The organism is Pseudomonas sp. CM25 (assembly GCF_013179705.1).
Classification (GTDB): Bacteria; Pseudomonadota; Gammaproteobacteria; order Pseudomonadales; family Pseudomonadaceae; genus Aquipseudomonas.
Window position 1 is genome coordinate 31785 of record NZ_JABMCW010000004.1, and the last position, 17355, is coordinate 49139.

The 17355-nt window shown below is 64.6% G+C and carries 17 protein-coding genes; 9 read left to right on the forward strand and 8 right to left on the reverse strand.

Annotated features, from left to right (window positions below; genetic code table 11):
* Positions 1-102: 102 nt before the first annotated feature.
* Both HP546_RS00990 and HP546_RS00995 read right to left on the reverse strand, forming a co-directional pair.
* On the reverse strand, positions 103-1389 hold the full coding sequence (locus HP546_RS00990) for a HAMP domain-containing sensor histidine kinase (RefSeq protein ID WP_172218775.1): 1287 nt from the start codon (positions 1387-1389) through the stop codon (positions 103-105).
* The gene (locus tag HP546_RS00995) at positions 1386-2126 is read right to left on the reverse strand and encodes a response regulator (protein WP_172218777.1); all 741 of its coding nucleotides are present in this window, start codon (positions 2124-2126) and stop codon (positions 1386-1388) included. Before HP546_RS00995 ends, HP546_RS00990 begins: the two co-directional genes overlap by 4 nt.
* A gap of 218 nt (positions 2127-2344) precedes the next feature.
* Between HP546_RS00995 and HP546_RS01000 the strand changes: the two genes are divergently transcribed.
* From HP546_RS01000 to tam, 3 genes are read left to right on the forward strand one after another with little or no spacing between them, the layout of a single operon-like run.
* On the forward strand, positions 2345-2620 hold the full coding sequence (locus tag HP546_RS01000) for a DUF2790 domain-containing protein (protein WP_172218779.1): 276 nt from the start codon (positions 2345-2347) through the stop codon (positions 2618-2620).
* Positions 2610-3146: a thioredoxin family protein gene (locus HP546_RS01005; RefSeq protein ID WP_172218781.1), complete on the forward strand. Its 537-nt coding sequence runs from the start codon at positions 2610-2612 to the stop codon at positions 3144-3146. Before HP546_RS01000 ends, HP546_RS01005 begins: the two co-directional genes overlap by 11 nt.
* A 60-nt stretch (positions 3147-3206) precedes the next feature.
* Positions 3207-3983 (forward strand): trans-aconitate 2-methyltransferase, encoded by a 777-nt coding sequence (gene tam, locus HP546_RS01010; protein ID WP_172218783.1) that lies wholly within the window; start codon positions 3207-3209, stop codon positions 3981-3983.
* On the opposite strand, the gene HP546_RS01015 is transcribed toward tam, so the two are convergent.
* Together HP546_RS01015 and HP546_RS01020 are read right to left on the reverse strand one after the other, a co-directional pair.
* The gene (locus tag HP546_RS01015) at positions 3973-4344 is read right to left on the reverse strand and encodes a DUF2784 domain-containing protein (RefSeq protein ID WP_172218785.1); all 372 of its coding nucleotides are present in this window, start codon (positions 4342-4344) and stop codon (positions 3973-3975) included. The two genes, tam and HP546_RS01015, sit on opposite strands and share 11 nt — an antisense overlap.
* 24 nt (positions 4345-4368) lie before the next feature.
* The gene (locus tag HP546_RS01020; RefSeq protein WP_172218787.1) at positions 4369-5289 is read right to left on the reverse strand and encodes a LysR substrate-binding domain-containing protein; all 921 of its coding nucleotides are present in this window, start codon (positions 5287-5289) and stop codon (positions 4369-4371) included.
* Between the two features lie 244 nt (positions 5290-5533).
* Between HP546_RS01020 and HP546_RS01025 the strand changes: the two genes are divergently transcribed.
* The 5 genes from HP546_RS01025 to HP546_RS01045 all read left to right on the forward strand — a co-directional run bounded on the left by HP546_RS01025 (position 5534) and on the right by HP546_RS01045 (position 11696).
* Positions 5534-6850, forward strand: a complete 1317-nt coding sequence (locus tag HP546_RS01025; RefSeq protein ID WP_172218789.1) for an MFS transporter — start codon at positions 5534-5536, stop codon at positions 6848-6850.
* Positions 6851-6865: 15 nt separating this feature from the next.
* A complete protein-coding gene (locus HP546_RS01030) occupies positions 6866-8257 on the forward strand; it encodes an FAD-dependent oxidoreductase (protein WP_172218791.1) in 1392 nt (463 codons plus the stop codon).
* Between the two features lie 97 nt (positions 8258-8354).
* Entirely contained in the window at positions 8355-9065 is a 711-nt protein-coding gene (locus tag HP546_RS01035; RefSeq protein ID WP_172218793.1) for a YebC/PmpR family DNA-binding transcriptional regulator, read from the forward strand.
* Positions 9066-9159: 94 nt separating this feature from the next.
* A complete protein-coding gene (locus tag HP546_RS01040) occupies positions 9160-10104 on the forward strand; it encodes a LysR family transcriptional regulator (protein ID WP_172218795.1) in 945 nt (314 codons plus the stop codon).
* A gap of 179 nt (positions 10105-10283) precedes the next feature.
* Positions 10284-11696, forward strand: coding sequence for a DOPA decarboxylase (locus HP546_RS01045; RefSeq protein ID WP_172218797.1), 1413 nt, complete (start codon positions 10284-10286; stop codon positions 11694-11696).
* A 135-nt stretch (positions 11697-11831) separates the two neighbouring features.
* Here HP546_RS01045 and HP546_RS01050 read toward each other — a convergent pair whose 3' ends face one another.
* On the reverse strand, positions 11832-13205 hold the full coding sequence (locus HP546_RS01050) for an MFS transporter (protein WP_172218799.1): 1374 nt from the start codon (positions 13203-13205) through the stop codon (positions 11832-11834).
* 288 nt (positions 13206-13493) lie between these two features.
* Here HP546_RS01050 and quiC point away from each other — a divergent pair, with 288 nt between their 5' ends.
* The gene (gene quiC, locus HP546_RS01055; RefSeq protein ID WP_172218801.1) at positions 13494-15401 is read left to right on the forward strand and encodes a 3-dehydroshikimate dehydratase QuiC; all 1908 of its coding nucleotides are present in this window, start codon (positions 13494-13496) and stop codon (positions 15399-15401) included.
* A 36-nt stretch (positions 15402-15437) separates the two neighbouring features.
* Here the strand turns inward: quiC and HP546_RS01060 are convergent, their stop codons facing one another.
* The 3 genes from HP546_RS01060 to HP546_RS01070 form a co-directional block, all read right to left on the reverse strand.
* Entirely contained in the window at positions 15438-16106 is a 669-nt protein-coding gene (locus HP546_RS01060) for a bifunctional 2-polyprenyl-6-hydroxyphenol methylase/3-demethylubiquinol 3-O-methyltransferase UbiG (RefSeq protein ID WP_172218803.1), read from the reverse strand.
* Between the two features lie 5 nt (positions 16107-16111).
* Positions 16112-16975 carry a sensor domain-containing diguanylate cyclase gene (locus HP546_RS01065; protein ID WP_172218804.1) on the reverse strand — a complete coding sequence of 288 codons (864 nt, stop codon included), beginning with the start codon at positions 16973-16975 and terminating at the stop codon, positions 16112-16114.
* 92 nt (positions 16976-17067) lie between these two features.
* On the reverse strand, positions 17068-17355 hold a 288-nt coding region (locus HP546_RS01070), incomplete at its 5' end, for a TolC family protein (protein WP_172218805.1).

A 17355-nucleotide genomic window follows, 5' to 3' on the forward strand; every position in this document is an offset into this window, starting at 1 on the left:
GTGAAGGGGGCGGGTATCGGCAGTGTGTCGGGAGAGACGGATTGTGTATCGGATTGTAGAAACCCTTCAGAGAATGCTGGATTTTTGAAGCGGACCTGCCAGTCAGTTGAGCTCGATCTGAGCGCAAAGCCCGCCACCTTTGCGGTTGCTAAGGGTCAACCGCCCACCCATCGCCTGGATCAATTGATGAGCGATGGCCAGCCCCAGCCCGGTGCCTCCGGTGCTGCGGTTGCGTGACCCTTCTACCCGGTAGAACGGCTTGAGCACGTCTTCCAGCTCGCCACCCGGTATGCCTGGCCCGTTGTCGAGCACGCGGATCACTGTAGTGCCGCCCTCACTGCACACTTCGAGCTCCGCGGCGCCCGCAAACTTGAGTGCGTTGTCGACCAGGTTCACCAGTACCCGGCGCAGGGCGTGCGGGCGGGTTTGAAGCAGGCTTACGCTGCTGCCGCGGCGCTGGACTTGGGCGCCGCTGTCCTGGTAGTCGAACACCAGGCTGTCGAGGAAGGCATCGAGGTTGACCCGGCACGGGGCCTCGGTGCTGGTGTCCATGCTGCGGGCATAGGCCACGCCTTCGCGCACCAGGTGCTCCATCTCGCCCAGGTCGCTCCACAACTTGTCTTTCTCGAGGCCATCATCCATCACTTCGACACGCAGCTTCATCCGCGTGATCGGCGTTTGCAGATCGTGCGAAATGGCCGCCAGCAGCTGCATGCGCTCTTTGAGATGGGCAGCAATTCGTGCCTGCAGGGCGTTGAAGGCCGCAGCGGCGTAGCGCACCTCGCGCGGGCCGGTTTCATCCAGTTGCACGCCGGGCTTGTCCGGATCGAGGCTATCCACCGCACGGGAAAGGCGGGTAAGCGGGCCGATGGCCAGGCGTACCGCCAGCCAGGTGCACAGTAACAGCACCGCCAGCTGGATCAGCAATACCACTGGCAGCCAACGGGCCACCGGGACTGGGGTCGGGGTCACGTCGATGGTCAGCGGCGTACCGTCGGCCAGGGTGAGGTGGGCCTGGAAGTGCGCATTCGGGCCGGGGATCTCCTCGAAGGTCAGGCGGTAGTCACTGCCGATGGCCTTGACGATCGACTCGGCAGCCATGGGTGGGTCGCTGCTGGGCATGGCCTCGCCCGTCAGGCCCTGGTCCAGGCGGTAGCGGTAGGTGCGCCGTTCCAGGCGCGGCAGCCAGGCTGCGCGTTCGGCGGCGGGCAAGCGGTCGAGGATGGCCACTGAGGTGGCCACGTCCTGCTCCAGGTTGCTGAGCATCATCGAGCGGCTGCTGATATAGCGTTCGTAGGCCTGCAGGCCGAACGACAGGCCGTAGGCGAGCACCAGGCCGGTGAAGAAGATCAGTGCCAGGCGCGAGGCCAGCGTCCGTGGCCATTTCATGCGGGCGACTCGAGCAGTTGCACCGGCAGCGAGAACACATAGCCCTCGCTGCGCACGGTCTTGATGCAGCTTGGCTCGCGGGCATCGTCACCCAGGCGCTGGCGCAGGCGGCTGACCAGCAGGTCGATGGAGCGGTCGAAGATGTCGGCTTCACGGCCCTGGGTCAGGTTCAGCAGCTGCTCCCGGCTGAGCACCCGCTGCGGGTGGTCGAGAAACACCCGCAGCAGGCGGTACTCGGCGCCACTCAGGGCTACCAGGGTACCTTCGCTGTCGAGCAGATGACGCGCGGTGGTGTCCAGGCGCCACTGGCCGAAACCGAGCAGGCGGCTGCTTTCACTAATGGTCAGGTTGGGCGGCAGCATGCGCGTGCGGCGCAGCACGGCGTTGATGCGAGCCAGCAGTTCGCGTGCCGAGAACGGCTTGGTCAGGTAATCGTCGGCGCCCATCTCCAGGCCGATGATGCGATCGGTTTCGTCGTTGCGCGCGGTCAGCATCAACACCGGGGTGTTGCGGTGCTTGCCGGCGCGCAATTCGCGGCACAGCAGCAGGCCGTCGTCGCCGGGCATCATGATGTCGAGGACGATGAGGTCGACGCTGTTGGCTTCGAGAAAGGCGCGCATCTGCCGGCCGTCGGCGACGATGCTGGTGCGCAGGCCGTTCTTTTTCAGGTAGTTGCCGACCAGTTCGCGGATCTCGCGGTCGTCGTCGACGATCAGGATGTGATCGACGTGTTCCATGCGCAGCGTTCCTGTGTAAGTGGGCTTTGCCGCAGTGTACAGAGCACGCTCGCGCGTGCCTGCGGGGTTTTGTATTGCAGTGTATCTGGCCTGGGCATGGATACAGCAGGAAGCACATCACGCTTCGGGCGACACATATGGGATACCTGGCAGGCGTCAAATGGCTCTCGACCGGGGAGCAACACTCCCCATACCCAGTGCTACACAGGAGAGATGCCATGAACTTCAAGACCTTCGCCAGCGCCAGCCTGTTCGCCGTGCTCGGCTGCGGCGCTATCGCCGCCCAGGCCGCCACCGCCCCAATGCATGAAGGCAGCCCCATGCAGTACCGCTACGGCGATCAGCTGGATGTGAAAAAAGTACTGTCGGTTCAGGATGACCAGAGCAACGCTTGCGGCTTGGTGAATACCCGCATGGACTACCTCGATTCCAAGGGTCAGCAGCAGAGCGTGCAGTACCGCAGCTACGCCACCGGCGGTTGCCATGAGAACTGATCGACGCCTGCTGTTGCTAGTAGGAGGTATTGCCCTGGTCGCAGCCGGTCTGGGCCTGGCCGGGCAGCTGATGCCCCGTGACAGCTACGGCGCCATGCCGGCGCTGTCGGGCGCCAGCCATTGGCTGAACTCCGCGCCACTGGATGCTCCGGCGCTCAAAGGCAAGGTTGTGCTGGTGGACTTCTGGACCTGGGACTGCATCAACTGCCAGCGCAGCCTGCCGCATGTCAACGACTGGGCGCGGCGTTATGCCGACCAGGGGCTGGTGGTGGTCGGGGTGCATACGCCGGAGTACGACTACGAGCATGATCTGGATACCCTGCGCGACAAGGTGGCCAAGCTGGGGATCGGTTATCCGGTTGCGGCCGACAATGACTACAAAGTGTGGAATGCCTGGGGCAACCAGTTCTGGCCGGCGCATTACTTCGTCGACCGCAAGGGGCAGGTGCGCCATGTGCACTTTGGCGAGGGGGATTATGCGGGGCAGGAGCAGGTGATACAGGCATTGCTGGCGGAGCAGGAGTAAGGCCCTCACAGCCGGCAGATAGCATATGCTGTGCACATTGCCTGCCCAAAGGAGCCACACATGGCCTGGTCCGCCACCCAGTATTCCCTGTTCGAAGATGAACGCACCCGCGCCGTGCGCGACCTGCTTGCCGCCGTGCCAGCGCGCCCGGTGCGCCACGCCACCGACCTGGGCTGCGGCCCTGGCAACTCCACCGAAGTGCTGCTGCAACGTTACCCAGATGCCCAGGTAACCGCGCTGGACAGCGACCCGGACATGATTGACAAGGCCCGCCAGCGCAAACGCCTGTGTATCCCCCGGGTACGCACGGCCGTGGCTGACATTGCCGGCTGGTCCGCGCCTGAGCCGCAGGACCTGATCCTGGCCAATGCCTCGCTGCAGTGGGTAGCCGACCACGCCTCGCTGTACCCGCACCTGGTGCGCCAACTCAGTGAAGGTGCCAGCCTGGCCGTGCAAACGCCTGATAACCTCGACGAACCGGCTCACCGTCAGCTGCGCGAAATCGCCAGCCAAGGCCCCTGGGCGGCGAAGTTTGCAGACTTCCAGCTGCCGCCACGGCACAGCGCGGCGTTCTACTATGACCTGCTCAGCCCGCTGTGCACTCGCGTGGATGTGTGGCGTACCACCTATCACCACCCGCTGCCCGGTGGCGCGGAAGCGGTGGTGGAGTGGTTCAAGGGTTCGGCCCTTCGGCCCTACCTGGCACGCCTGGACGCGGCGGAACAGGCCATTTTCCTGCAGATGTACCTGCAGGCCATGCAGCGCGATTACCCGCCAGCCACCGACGGCAAGGTGCTGTTGCCGTTCCCGCGCCTGTTCCTGATCGCTACCCGCTAGGGCGGTGCCAGCGCCGGGCCGCGTAGCTGTAGATGCCAAGGTTGAGCAGCAGCACGAAACCGCCCATCAGCAACTGGATCTGCGGTGTAAGCCCTGTGGGGTAGATCAGTGGCCAAACGTAATGCTCGACGAAACCGCCCTCGTAGCCCGCGTCACCCGCAGCTTCGCGCATTCGGTTTTCCCAGCGGGTGAGCGGGCAGCCCAACTGCAGGCATTCCACCGCCAGGCCCCAGGCCAGGGCTGGCAGGTGCAGCAGCAGGGTAGGGCGCCAACGCAGCACCAGCAGCCCGCCGAACAGGACCAGCAGGATGAAGGCCAGGTGCAGCAGGACCAGACTGTCGGCGGCGAGGCGGTAGAGCATGGGTGATCGGTTTGCGGGGTGAGGTTATTCCAGCATAGCCGGGCTGGCAGTGCCGGCAATAGGCCCAGCCCAGACTTGCACCCCTTCCTCGACCATCTGCAAAAAGGTCGCCACCACCCGCCGCGTTCGCTGTTCGCGCAGGCATACCAGTGTTTCGGTCAGGTGCCGCTGGCAGTCAATGATCGGCAACGCACACACCCGCGCATCGGCACCAAACTCTGCCGCCGACACCACGCCCACGCCAATCCCCACCACTACCGCTTCACGCGCCGCCTCCCGGCCCTCCACCTGGATGGCCGGGCGTATCCGCAACCCGGCCCGCTGCATCTCTTCTTCCAAAGTCTGCCGCGTCACCGAGCCCGGCTCGCGCAGCACCAGTGGCGTGTCGTCCAGGTCGGCAAGGCTGATCGAGCCGCGGCTGGCCCACGGGTGGTTGTGCGAAACGAACGCCACCATCGGGTCGCGGCGCAGCGGCAGGCAATGCAGGCGCTGATCATCGACATCCCGGCCAAGCAGGGCCAGGTCGGCCTGGTAGCTGAACAGCCTGGCCAGCGATTCATCGGTGTTGCCGGTCTCGATCTTCACCTGGATGCCCGGGTAGCGCTGGCAGAAGCGGGCGATCTGCGGCAGCACGTGCACCGGCGCATCCACCGCCAGCACCAGGCTGCCGGTGTGCAGGGCGCGTGAGTCCTGCAGCAGCTCATGGGCCTCGGCTTCGCAGGCAAACAGGCGCTGGCTGATGCCCAACAGGCGCTCGCCCAGGTCGGTCAGTTGCACCGAGCGCTTGTTGCGGTGGAACAGCAATACACCGAACCGTTCCTCCAGTTTGCGTACCTGGTCCGACACCGCCGGCTGGGTAAGAAACAGCTTTTGTGCAGCGCGGGTAAAGCTGCCGTGCACGGCCACTGCGTGAAAGGCCTTGAGTTGTGCGTGGGAAACCGACATGACGACCTCAGTAACAAGCTGGGCTTATGTGTGAAATACGATAAATCGATTTTATTTATCAGTCAGCAACTGTTTCCATACCGTTCAGCCCGACGCGAACACCACAAGTGCCCGCCAGGGCCATGGCGCTCACACGGCGCCATCTGACCCGATGACAGCCTCGTCATCGCTGTGCGCAACACAACAACAAGACAGGCGTTTTTTCACATTCTGCCGGCACACTTGAGCAAGAGGTCAGACTCATATGAATAATTCCCTAGCCACGTTCAAACGCTGGCGCATGCAGATTTTTGCGATAACCTGGCTGGCCTACGCCGCCTTCTATTTCACCCGCAAGGCGTTTTCGGTGGCCAAGCTGGGCATCGCCGAAGACCCGGCTTTCATGCTCGACAAGGCCGCCATGGCCAACCTCGACGCCATCTACCTGGCCGCCTATGCGGTTGGCCAGTTTACCTGGGGCATGCTCGCCGACCGCTTCGGGCCGCGCGTGGTGGTGCTTGGCGGCCTGCTGATATCGGCAGTGGCGGCGGTGGTGATGGGCAGCTATGCCACCTTCCCGATTTTTGCCACCTGCATGCTGGTTCAGGGGCTGGCGCAATCCACTGGCTGGGCCGGGTTGTGCAAGAACATCGGCAGTTTCTTCCCTGCCTCGCAGCGTGGCCGGGTGCTGGGCCTGTGGAGCTCCTGCTACGCCTTTGGCGGCCTGGTGGCCTCGCCGTTTGCCGGCTGGTGGGCCTATACCCTGGTCGGCACCTGGCATGCGGCGTTCTTCTCCAGTGCCGCGGTGGTGGCGCTGGTGGCCGTGCTGTTCTTCTTCCTGCAGCGCAACAAGCCTGAAGACGTCGGTTTGCCAGCGGTGGAGCCCGAGCCGCAGAGCATGGCCCCGGCCGGCAACCTGTGCAGTGTGTGGGCACCGCTGCAGGAGATCATGCGCAACCGCACGGTACTGACCCTCGGCCTGGCGTATTTCCTGTTGAAGCCGGCGCGCTACGCGATCCTGCTGTGGGGGCCGGTGATCGTCTTCGAGCAGATGCCGTCGGTGGGCAAGGTTGGCGCGGCAATCATCCCCACAGCCTTCGAACTGGCCGGACTGCTTGGCCCGATCATCATCGGCCTGGCCTCGGACAAGCTGTTCGGCGCCAGGCGCATGCCGGCGTGTGTCATCAGCCTGGTGCTGCTGACCGTGACCCTGGCGCTGTTCATGGCCGCCATGGACACCGGCAGCGTGATGCTGGTGGTGGCCCTGCTGTTCGTGATGGGCCTGACCCTCTACGGGCCAGACTCGATGATCAGTGGTGCTGCTGCGATCGACTTCGGCACGGCCAAGGCCGGTGCCACCGCGGCGGGCTTCGTCAACGGTTGCGGTTCGGTGGGGGCGGTGCTGGGCGGGCTGCTGCCGGGTTACTTCGATGGCGTTACGGTGTTCATCGTGTTCGCCGGCTGCGCGCTGTTCTCGGCACTGGTGCTGCTGCCGCATTGGAACAGCCGCCCCGCCAGCGCTGCGCACAGTGCCGATGTGGCGCCGAACACCAGCATGGCAATCAAGCCACTGCGTACCTGAAAGGAAAGCGAGCGAATGAGACCGTTCTGGCTGCAACAGGCCCTGGATTCGGCGCAGGAGGCGGTGTGCCCGCCCCTGCAAGGCGATGCCCGTTGCGATGTATGCATCGTCGGCGGCGGCTACACCGGTCTGTGGACTGCATTGATGCTCAAGGAGGCAGCGCCGGCCCTGGATATCGTGCTGATCGAGGCCGATATCTGCGGTGCCGGTGCCAGTGGCCGCAACGGTGGGTGTGCGCTGTCCTGGTCGGCCAAGTACTTCACCCTCGAGCGCTTGTTCGGACCGGCAGAGGCTGTGCGCCTGGTGCAGGAGTCGGAGCGCAGCATCGGTGACATCGGCGCGTTTTGCACGGCCAATGGCATCGACTGCGACTATCGCCTGGACGGCACGCTGTACACCGCCACCAACGCGGCCCAGATCGGGGCGACCGACGCAGTAATCGCCGCGCTGGAGCACAAGGGCATCAATTCCTTCAGCCGTCTGCCGTTGCAGCAGGTGCAGCGCCTGGCAGGGTCGGCGCGGCACCTGGAGGGCTGGTTTTCACCCGCGGCAGCCACTGTGCAGCCAGGCAAGCTGGTGCGCGGGCTGCGCCGTGTGGCCTTGCAGCGCGGCGTGCGCATCCATGAGGGCACCGCCATGACCGGCCTGGAGCACGGCGCCCCGGTGCAGGTGCGCACCGCCCATGGCACGCTGCGTGCCGATCGCGTGGTGCTGGGCCTGAATGCCTGGATGGCGCGGGCCTTCCCGCAGTTCGAGCGCAGCGTGGCGATTGTCTCCAGCGACATGGTGATCACCGAACCGTGCCCCGACCTGCTGAGCCAGGTCGGCCTGGACAGCGGCATCAGCGTGCTCGACTCGCGCATCTTCGTGCATTACTACCATAACACCTCCGATGGCCGGCTGATGCTCGGCAAGGGCGGTAATACCTTTGCCTATGGCGGGCGCATGTTGCCGGTGTTCGACCAGCCATCGCCGTACCGGCCCTTGCTGCGCGAAAGCCTGGGCGGGTTTTTCCCGGCGCTGGCCGACGTGCCGCTGGCGGCCAGCTGGAACGGGCCGTCGGACCGCTCGGTAACCGGCCTGCCATTCTTTGGCCGGCTGGACGGGCAGGGCAATGTGTTCTACGGCTTTGGCTATTCCGGCAGCGGCGTCGGGCCGTGCCATATGGGCGGGCAGATTCTCTCGTCGCTGGCACTGGGGCTGGACAACCCGTGGACCCGCTCACCGCTGGTCAAGGGGCCGCTGGGGCTGTTCCCGCCCGAGCCGATCCGCTACCTGGGCTCGCTGATGGTGCGCAATGCCATCCGTCGCAAGGAGCGCGCCGAAGACCACGGCTTGCGCCCGCGCAGGCTGGATGTGCGCCTGGCGCGGTTTGCCGCGGCGGCGGGCAAGGCCGATAAAGGCTGATGCGATTTCTTGTCGATCCCGTGCCTGAGGGCGTATAAACTGCACCCACTTTTGGCCGGTCGCTTCCGGAACCGGCCGCTGAAACAAGAGAGTCGACATGGGCGCACAGTGGAAAGCCAAGCATAGAGAAACAGCTGCCAACGCCAAGGGCAAGATCATGGGCAAGCTGTCCAAGGAAATCCAGATCGCGGCCAAATCGGGCGCCGATCCCGACATGAACCCGCGCCTGCGCCTGGCCATCGTGCAGGCCAAGAAGGCTTCGATGACCCGCGAGACCCTGGACCGGGCAATCCGCAAGGGTGCCGGCCTGGACGGTGATGCCGTGCAGTACCACGCGGTCAGCTACGAAGGCTTCGCCCCGCACCAGGTGCCGCTGATCGTCGAGTGCCTCACCGACAACATCAACCGTACCGTCGCGCAGATCCGCGTGCTGTTCCGCAAGGGGCAGCTGGGTGCCAGCGGTTCGGTGGCCTGGGACTTCAACCATGTCGGCCTGATCGAAGCCACTGCCGAAGGCGATGCCGACCCGGAAATGGCCGCCATCGAAGCCGGCGCCCAGGACTTCGAGGAAGGTGAAGAAGAGGGCTCGACCCTGTTCATCACCGACACCACCGACCTCGACGCGGTGCAGAAGGCCCTGCCGGAGCATGGCTTCACCGTGACCTCGGCGAAGATCGGCTACACCCCGAAAAACCCGGTAAGCGCGGCCAGCCTCAGTGCCGAGGCGCTGGCCGAGGTTGAAGCGTTCCTCGAGGCCATCGACGAGAACGATGACGTGCAGAACGTGTACGTCGGTCTGACCGCGTAAATTCCGGGGTCGCCTTGCGGCCCTTCGCGGGCTCGCCCGCTCCCACAGGTATTTTGTAGGAGCGGGCTTCTGAATTTCACCGCAGGGAGCCTGCATGAACCCCGCTTTCGCCTCCCTCAGCCTTGCCCACCTGCGCACCCTCGACCACCTGTTGCAGCTGAAAAACCTCAGCCACGCCGCTGAGCGTCTGGGCGTCAGCCAGTCCGCCCTGAGCCGTCAGCTGGCCCACCTGCGCGAAGCCTTCGATGATCCGTTGCTGGTACGCCAGGGCCGTGGCTACGTACTCAGCGAGTACGCCGAAGCGCTGGTCGAACCCCTGCGGCAAGTCCTTGAAGAACTGCACGCCCTGCGCCAGCCCGCGGTGTTCGACCCGGCGCGTTGCGAGCGGCGCTTCTGCCTGGCCGCCTCGGATTACGTGGCCGAGCACATGCTGCCGTTGCTGGTCGCCGCACTGGAGCGTGAAGCACCCGGTGTGTCGCTGGAATACCGTACCTGGCAGGCCGGGCAGTATGCCTTGCTGGCCAGTGGCGAGATCGACCTGGCCACCACCTTGTTCGACGAGTCGCCGCCCAACCTGCACGGGCGCTTGCTGGGCGAGGACCGCGCGGTGTGCCTGATGCGCCAGGATCATCCGTTGGCCGCTCACACCACGCTCAGCCAGGCCGATTACCTGGCGCACAAGCATGTGCGTATCTCCGGCGGGGGTGACAAAGACAGCTTCATCGACCGCCACCTGCGCGCTCAGGGCCTGCAGCGGCGGGTCAGCCTGGAGGTGCCGTTCTTCTCGGCCACTGTGCAGGTGATCGCCAACAGCCTGGCTGTGGCTACGGTGCCCGAACATATTGCCCGGCAACTGAGCCGCCTGCATCACCTGGCCTGGCGGCCGCTGGGCTTCATCGACCACAGCCAGCGCTACTGGGTGGTGTGGCACCAGCGCCTGCAGGCTTCGGCCGAGCACCGCTGGTTGCGCAACCGGGTATTCGAGTTGTGGCGCCAGTCGCAGTTCGGCGTGCAGGGTGGGCATGCGGGTTTGCCATAGCAGGTATGCGTGATGCGGGGTTAATAGTCTGGGCACAGGTGCCTAGACTGGGGGCATTGTGTTGCCTGTACCGGCCCTTTCGCGGGTGAACCCGCTTCCACATCAGCGGGCGCTTGTGGGAGCGGGTTCACCCGCGAAAGGGCCGGCACAGGCAGCGGACTAACCTCAGGAGCCCCCACGTGACCCCAGAACAATTCCGCCAGTACGGCCACCAACTGATCGACATGATCGCCGACTACCGCACAACCGTCGGCGAACGCCCGGTCATGGCCCAGGTCGAGCCCGGGTACCTGAAGTCTGCCTTGCCTGCAGCTGCCCCCCGGCAAGGCGAGCCATTCGAAGCGATCCTCGCCGACGTCAACCAGCTGGTCATGCCCGGCCTGTCCCATTGGCAGCACCCGGATTTCTACGGCTACTTCCCCTCCAACGGCACCCTGTCGTCGGTACTCGGCGACTTCCTCAGCACCGGCCTGGGCGTTCTTGGCCTGTCATGGCAATCCAGCCCGGCCTTGAGCGAACTGGAAGAAACCACGCTTGACTGGCTGCGCCAGCTGCTCGGCCTGTCTGGCCAATGGAGCGGGGTGATCCAGGACACCGCCTCGACCAGCACCCTGGTGGCGCTGATCAGTGCCCGCGAGCGCGCCAGTGACTACGCCCTGGTGCGCGGTGGCCTGCAGGCCCAGCCCAAACCGTTGATCGTGTATGTCAGTGCCCACGCCCACAGCTCGGTGGACAAGGCGGCGCTGCTGGCCGGCTTTGGTCGCGACAATATCCGCCTGATCCCCACCGACACACGCTACGCCCTGCAGCCGCAAGCGCTGCAGGCGGCCATCGAGCAGGACCTGGCTGCTGGCAACCAGCCGTGCGCCGTCGTCGCCACCACCGGCACCACGACCACGACCGCCCTCGACCCGCTGCGCCCGATCGGCGAAATCGCCCAGGCCAACGGCCTGTGGCTGCATGTGGACTCGGCCATGGCCGGCTCGGCGATGATCCTGCCTGAATGCCGCTGGATGTGGGACGGCATCGAGCTGGCCGATTCGGTGGTGGTCAATGCGCACAAGTGGCTGGGTGTGGCTTTCGATTGCTCCATTTATTACGTACGCGACCCGCAGCACCTGATCCGGGTGATGAGCACCAACCCCAGCTACCTGCAGTCGGCCGTGGATGGCGAGGTGAAGAACCTGCGTGACTGGGGCATCCCACTGGGTCGCCGGTTCCGTGCGCTGAAGCTGTGGTTCATGTTGCGCAGCGAGGGGGTTGAGGCGTTGCAGGCGCGGTTGCGCCGTGACCTGGACAATGCCCAGTGGTTGGCGGGGCAGGTTGGCTCGGCGGCAGAGTGGGAAGTGCTGGCGCCGGTGCAGTTGCAGACCTTGTGCATTCGCCACCGGCCGGCAGGGCTGGAAGGGGAGGCGCTGGATGCGCATACCAGGGGCTGGGCAGAGCGGTTGAATGCCAGCGGGGAGGCCTATGTGACGCCAGCGACGCTGGACGGGCGCTGGATGGTGAGGGTGTCGATCGGCGCGTTGCCGACCGAGCGCGGGGATGTCGAAAGGCTTTGGGCTCACTTGCAGGAAGTTGTCAAAAGCTGAAATCGCCCGGGCCGCTTCGCGGCCCATTCGCCGGCAAGCCAGCTCCCACAACGACCGCATCTGCCTCAGGCGTGATGCGATCCTGTGGGAGCTGGCCTGCCGGCGATGGGCTGCAGGACAGCCCCGTGCAACCTGTCAGTGGCTCACTGCCTGAAAGCTGCCTTTACGGCTGGCCTCATACGCCTCTTTCTCCATCGGCTTGGCCTGCGGATTACCCAGGTCTTCCATCGCCAGTCGATGAGTTTCCGGGGCAATGTAGGCCGCCAGGGCGCACACGCAAGTGATGAAGAATGCCAGCCCACCCACTACCAGCGGGATGTTGTCCGAGCCGGGTGGCGCCACCAGGGCGAACAGCGCTGGCAGCATGGCAGTCAGCATGGTGCCGACGTTCTGCGCGATGGCCATGGCCGATACCCGGTAGCGGGTCTGGAACAGTTCTGGGTAGAAGCTTGGGAATACCGCGTTGTAACCCTGGTAAACCATGCCCCACATCACGATCGAGGCGGCGAACGCCAGCGGTACGTTCTGGATACTGATCGCATACAGATAGACGAACGCCAGCAGACCCGAGCCCAGGCAGCCAGCGATCATGGTCGGGCGACGGCCGATCCTGTCCGACAGGTTGCCGACAAACGGGATCACCAGTACCGCAACGATGTTGCCGACCACCGGAATCCACAGGTACACGCTCTTGTCGAAGCCGATGCCGTAGGCTGGCTGCACCGCGTAGGCCGCTCCGAAGATGGTGGCCACCACCGGAATCACGTTCATCAACGCCATGAACATCACCAGCACCATGTGCTTCCAGCTGTGGCGGAAGGCCTCGCTGATCGGCGACTTGGCAACTTTGTCCTGCTTCTCTTCCTTCACGAACGCCGGGGTTTCGTGCACTTCCTTGCGAATGATGAAACCGGCGATCAGCACGATGGCGCTCATCAGGAACGGAATGCGCCAGCCCCAGTCGTTGAAGGCTTCGCTGGGCATGAAGTAGGCCAGTGGCAGGAACACCGCCGCCGCCATCACCTGGCCGGCCTGCACGCCTTGCAGGGTGAAGCTGGCGTAGTAGCCGCGTCGGCCGAAGGGCGCGTGCTCCATGATCATCGAACTGGCCCCGGAGATTTCCCCGGCTACGGCAAAGCCCTGGATCAGGCGCAGTACCACCAGCAGGGCAGGGGCGAGGAAGCCGATGTCGTGGTAGGTGGGCAGAAGGCCCACTGCCATGGTCGACAGGCCCATCAGGAACATGCACAGCAGCAGTACGTTCTTGCGACCGCGGGTGTCACCCCAGTGGCCCAGCACGAAGGCGCCGACCGGGCGCGCCAGGTAGCCCACGCCGTAGGTGGCCAGCGAGGCAATGATGGCCATTTTAGGGTCGGTGTTGGGGAAGAAGATCTGCGGGAAAATCAGTGCAGCGGCCTGGGCATAGATGAAGAAGTCGTAGTACTCGAGTGCCGAGCCTATCCATCCACTGGCGGTCGCTTTCTTGGCTTGCGAGCTGGAGTGAGCCATCGTTGTCTCCGTTGTTATTGTTGTTTGCGCAGGTTCCGCCGGTGTTCTCGCCACGGCAGGAGGCGGTGGTCGGTGTGCCTGCGTCTGTGGTTCATGTTGACCACGGGCCAGCGGTCTAGCAATTCGTTAAAACGGGTTTTGTGCGATAATCGAACGCAAAACTAACCATTCCGTACAAAGGGATTGAAGCGACGACTTTACCTGCGAATAATCGATCGTGCCATAAACTGTGACAGGGGTTTTTACCTGCCTGGCACCGTCATTTTCCAACAATAAGGAACTCCCGCCATGCAGCGTTCGATCGCTACCGTGTCCTTGAGCGGCACCCTGCCGGAAAAGCTCGAAGCCATCGCCGCCGCCGGTTTTGACGGCGTCGAGATCTTCGAAAACGACCTTCTTTATTACGCTGGCAGCCCGCGTCAGGTACGCCAGATGTGCGCCGATCTGGGCATTGCCATTACCCTGTTCCAGCCGTTCCGCGACTTTGAAGGCTGCCGCCGCGAGCGCCTGCAGAAAAACCTCGACCGCGCCGAGCGCAAGTTCGACCTCATGCAGGAACTGGGCACCGACCTGGTGCTGGTGTGCAGCAACGTCCAGGCCGACGCCCTGGGCGAGGAGCAACTGCTGGTAGACGACCTGCGCCTGCTGGCCGAGCACGCCGGCAAGCGTGGCCTGCGCATTGGCTACGAAGCCCTGGCCTGGGGCCGCCACGTCAACACCTACCAGCAAGTGTGGGACCTGGTGCGCCAGGCCGACCACCCGGCCCTGGGTGTGATTCTCGACAGCTTCCATACCTTGTCGCTGAAGGGCGACCCGAGCGCGATCCGCGACATACCCGGCGACAAGATCTTCTTTGTGCAAATGGCCGATGCACCGATCCTGGCCATGGATGTGCTGGAATGGAGCCGCCACTTCCGCTGCTTCCCGGGGCAGGGCGAAATGGACATGGCCGGTTTCCTCGCGCCGATCCTCGCCACCGGCTACCGTGGCCCGCTGTCGCTGGAAATCTTCAACGACGGCTTCCGCGCCGCACCACCCCGGCAGAATGCCGCTGACGGCCTGCGCTCTCTGCTGTACCTCGAAGAGCACACCCGCCTGCGCCTGGAGCAGGAAGGCACGCCAATCGAACCCGGCGTGCTGTTCACCCCCCCTGCAGCCAGTACCTATGACGGCGTGGAGTTCCTTGAATTTGCCGTCGACGAAGCCGTCGGCGCGCGCCTGGGCAGCTGGCTGAAGCGCCTGGGCTTTGCCGAAGCGGGCAAGCACCGTAGCAAAGATGTGCAGCTGCTGCGCCAGGGCGATATCAACATTGTCTTGAACGCCGAACCGTATTCTTTTGGCCACAACTTCTTCGAGGCCCATGGCCCGTCGTTGTGCGCCACCGCGCTGCGGGTCAAGGACCAGCAGGCCGCGCTGAAGCGCGCCACGGCGTTCCGCGGCCAGCCATTCCGCGGCCTGGTCGGCCCCAACGAGTGCGAAGTGCCGGCGGTCCGCGCGCCGGATGGCAGCCTGCTGTACCTGGTGGAGCCGGGCACTGCCGGCCAGACCCTGTACGACACCGACTTCAGCCTGGACCAGGCCGCCACTGCCACGGGTGGCCTGCGCCGCATCGACCACATGGCCCTGGCTCTGCCGGCCGAGTCGCTGGACAGCTGGGTGCTGTTCTACAAAAGCCTGTTCGACTTCGCCGCCGATGACGAGGTGGTGCTCCCCGACCCCTATGGTCTGGTCAAGAGCCGCGCCTTGCGCAGCCAGTGCGGCACCTTGCGCCTGCCGCTGAACATCTCGGAAAACCGCAACACCGCCATCGCCCATGCGTTGTCCAGCTACCGCGGTTCAGGGGTGCACCACATTGCCTTTGATTGCGACGACATCTTCCGTGAAGTGGCGCGGGCCAAGCTGGCCGGTGTGCCGTTGCTGGAGATCCCGCTGAACTACTACGACGACCTGGCGGCGCGGTTCGACTTCGATGACGAGTTCCTCAGCGAACTGGCGTACTACAACGTGCTGTACGACCGCGATGCCCAGGGTGGCGAGCTGTTCCACGTGTACACCGAGCCGTTCGAAGAGCGTTTCTTCTTCGAGATCATCCAGCGCAAAGGTGGCTATGCCGGTTACGGCGCGGCCAACGTCGCGGTGCGCCTGGCCGCCATGGCCAAGGCCCGCAGCGGCGCGGCGCGCAAGCCGGTGCTGTAGGCCTCAAGGCGCCATTTCTGCTGTAGGAGCAGCTTCTCAGAGGTGTTCAGCCACCATCAGCAACGACTGCGGCACCGCACTCTGCGGGTGCTGCGGTTCCTGCAGGCTGACCAGTCGCAACCCCGCCATGTCCAGCGCAGTCAGCCAGCTGGCCAGGGTGCGGAAGTACCAGGGCATCACCTGCCAGGCCCCGGCAAACCCGGCAAACGACTCCTCCCGCCAGCCATCCTGGTAATCCCCGCCCGCCACGCTCCAAGGGTGCAGGGTCTGGATTACCAGCGCAGCACCGGGCCGCAGCAAACCTTTCAGCGCAGCCAGCAACGGGATGATGTCCTGTTGCAACAGGGCAAAGTTGGCACAGATCAGGTCATAGTCTTTACCCACAAAGGCCTGCCCATCGGCTAACTGTGCGTAGCTGGCCAGGTGCACCTCGGCCGAGCCGGCTGCGCGCGCAGCATCCACCAGCGTCCGGTCGCCATCGACGCCCACGGCTTCAATACCCCGGTCGTCCAGCGCCCGCAGCAACCAGCCCTCACCACAGCCCAGGTCGAGTACACGTGCGGGCATGCGGCCGAGGATAGCCAGCAGGATGGCCTGGTCGGTGACCTGGCGCCGGCTTTCGATGGCGCCGCTGCGCACCGCGTCGATCCAGGCCTTGGCATTATGCTGCCAGCTATCCAGCAGGGCGTTGTCGGAGTTGGGCATGCGTGTCACCGTTTCGCGGAGTAAAGATGCTTGACCCGGTACATGTCGCCATCGGCATGGCGCAACAGTGCGTCGGCATCTCTGCCGTCTTCAGGGTAGCAGGCCACCCCGATGCTGCAGGTGGGCGCCTTGATGCCGGACAGTTCTCCCTCTAGCGGCGCTGCCATGGCAGCGAGGGCACAGGCCACTTTCTCGGCAACGGCATCCTGCGAGGCCATGTCGTTCAGCAGCACGGTGAATTCATCCCCGCCAATTCGGGCCACCGTGTCGGTCGCCTGCATGCAGGCCTCCAGGCGCCGGGCCAGCGTGCACAGCACACGGTCTCCCACGGCATGGCCGTGAACATCGTTGATGCTTTTGAAGTCGTTGATATCGACAAACAGCAGTGCCAGCCTGCCACCCCGGCGGTGTGCATCGTGCAGGGCGGCGTCCAGCTGCTCATTGAACATGGCCCGATTGGCCAGCCGGGTCAGCGGGTCGTGATGAGCCAGGAAGCGCAGCGCGTCCTCGGCTTGCCGCTGGGCAGTCACGTCGCGCGCCACGCCGATGCGGGCCTCGGCCTCCTCGGACCACGATGCCGCCCACAGGATGTGCACGATGCCGCCATCCTTGCGGATGTAGCGATTGCGAAAGTCGTAATGCGGTTGGCCGTTCATCACCCGCACGATCGATGCGCGGGTGGCAGCCAGGTCGTCAGGGTGCATGTAGGCGGTGATCGGCGTGCCGACCAGTTCGCAGGCCCGGTAGCCCAGCAGGGCCTCGCAGGCATCGCTGACGAAGACGATCTGGTTGTCCCGGTCGACCACGAACACCGTGTCCAGCATCAGGTGGATCAGCCTGGGGTACAACGCTTGCAGGTCGACGGGCATGGGTCAGGGCGTCCTCGGCAGGATGGCCGATCATAGCCTGAAGGTGGAACGGGCAGCTACGGTGCAGTGACATGCCTGCGTGGATCCACCCATCAGTTGCTGACCATCAACTCCGGCCCTAGATAGCCGTTGATCTGCTCGATATCGTCATCCCCCAGGCTGCCCACCGACGAGGCCAGGCGCAGCCGTGACATCAGGTAGTTCAGCTTGGCCTCGAACAGGTCGTGGCGCGCGTCGTACAGCAGCTCTTCGGCATTGAGCACATCCGAGTTGGTGCTGGTGCCGCCTTCCTTGAAACCCTTGCGGGTCGAGGTCAGCGAGCGTTCGTTGGAGGCCACGGCCTTTTCCAGTGCATGAACACGCAGGGCGCCACTTTGCAC

Coding starts and splice junctions, on each gene's coding strand:
- HP546_RS01005 (WP_172218781.1), top strand. CDS start 2,610: ATGAGAACTGATCGACGCCTGCTGTTGCTAGTAGGAGGTATTGCCCTG.
- HP546_RS00995 (WP_172218777.1), bottom strand. CDS start 2,126: ATGGAACACGTCGATCACATCCTGATCGTCGACGACGACCGCGAGATC.
- HP546_RS01040 (WP_172218795.1), top strand. CDS start 9,160: ATGAACCCCGCTTTCGCCTCCCTCAGCCTTGCCCACCTGCGCACCCTC.
- HP546_RS01060 (WP_172218803.1), bottom strand. CDS start 16,106: ATGCCCAACTCCGACAACGCCCTGCTGGATAGCTGGCAGCATAATGCC.
- tam (WP_172218783.1), top strand. CDS start 3,207: ATGGCCTGGTCCGCCACCCAGTATTCCCTGTTCGAAGATGAACGCACC.
- HP546_RS01025 (WP_172218789.1), top strand. CDS start 5,534: ATGAATAATTCCCTAGCCACGTTCAAACGCTGGCGCATGCAGATTTTT.
- HP546_RS01000 (WP_172218779.1), top strand. CDS start 2,345: ATGAACTTCAAGACCTTCGCCAGCGCCAGCCTGTTCGCCGTGCTCGGC.
- HP546_RS01050 (WP_172218799.1), bottom strand. CDS start 13,205: ATGGCTCACTCCAGCTCGCAAGCCAAGAAAGCGACCGCCAGTGGATGG.
- quiC (WP_172218801.1), top strand. CDS start 13,494: ATGCAGCGTTCGATCGCTACCGTGTCCTTGAGCGGCACCCTGCCGGAA.
- HP546_RS01020 (WP_172218787.1), bottom strand. CDS start 5,289: ATGTCGGTTTCCCACGCACAACTCAAGGCCTTTCACGCAGTGGCCGTG.
- HP546_RS01015 (WP_172218785.1), bottom strand. CDS start 4,344: ATGCTCTACCGCCTCGCCGCCGACAGTCTGGTCCTGCTGCACCTGGCC.
- HP546_RS00990 (WP_172218775.1), bottom strand. CDS start 1,389: ATGAAATGGCCACGGACGCTGGCCTCGCGCCTGGCACTGATCTTCTTC.
- HP546_RS01065 (WP_172218804.1), bottom strand. CDS start 16,975: ATGCCCGTCGACCTGCAAGCGTTGTACCCCAGGCTGATCCACCTGATG.
- HP546_RS01035 (WP_172218793.1), top strand. CDS start 8,355: ATGGGCGCACAGTGGAAAGCCAAGCATAGAGAAACAGCTGCCAACGCC.
- HP546_RS01030 (WP_172218791.1), top strand. CDS start 6,866: ATGAGACCGTTCTGGCTGCAACAGGCCCTGGATTCGGCGCAGGAGGCG.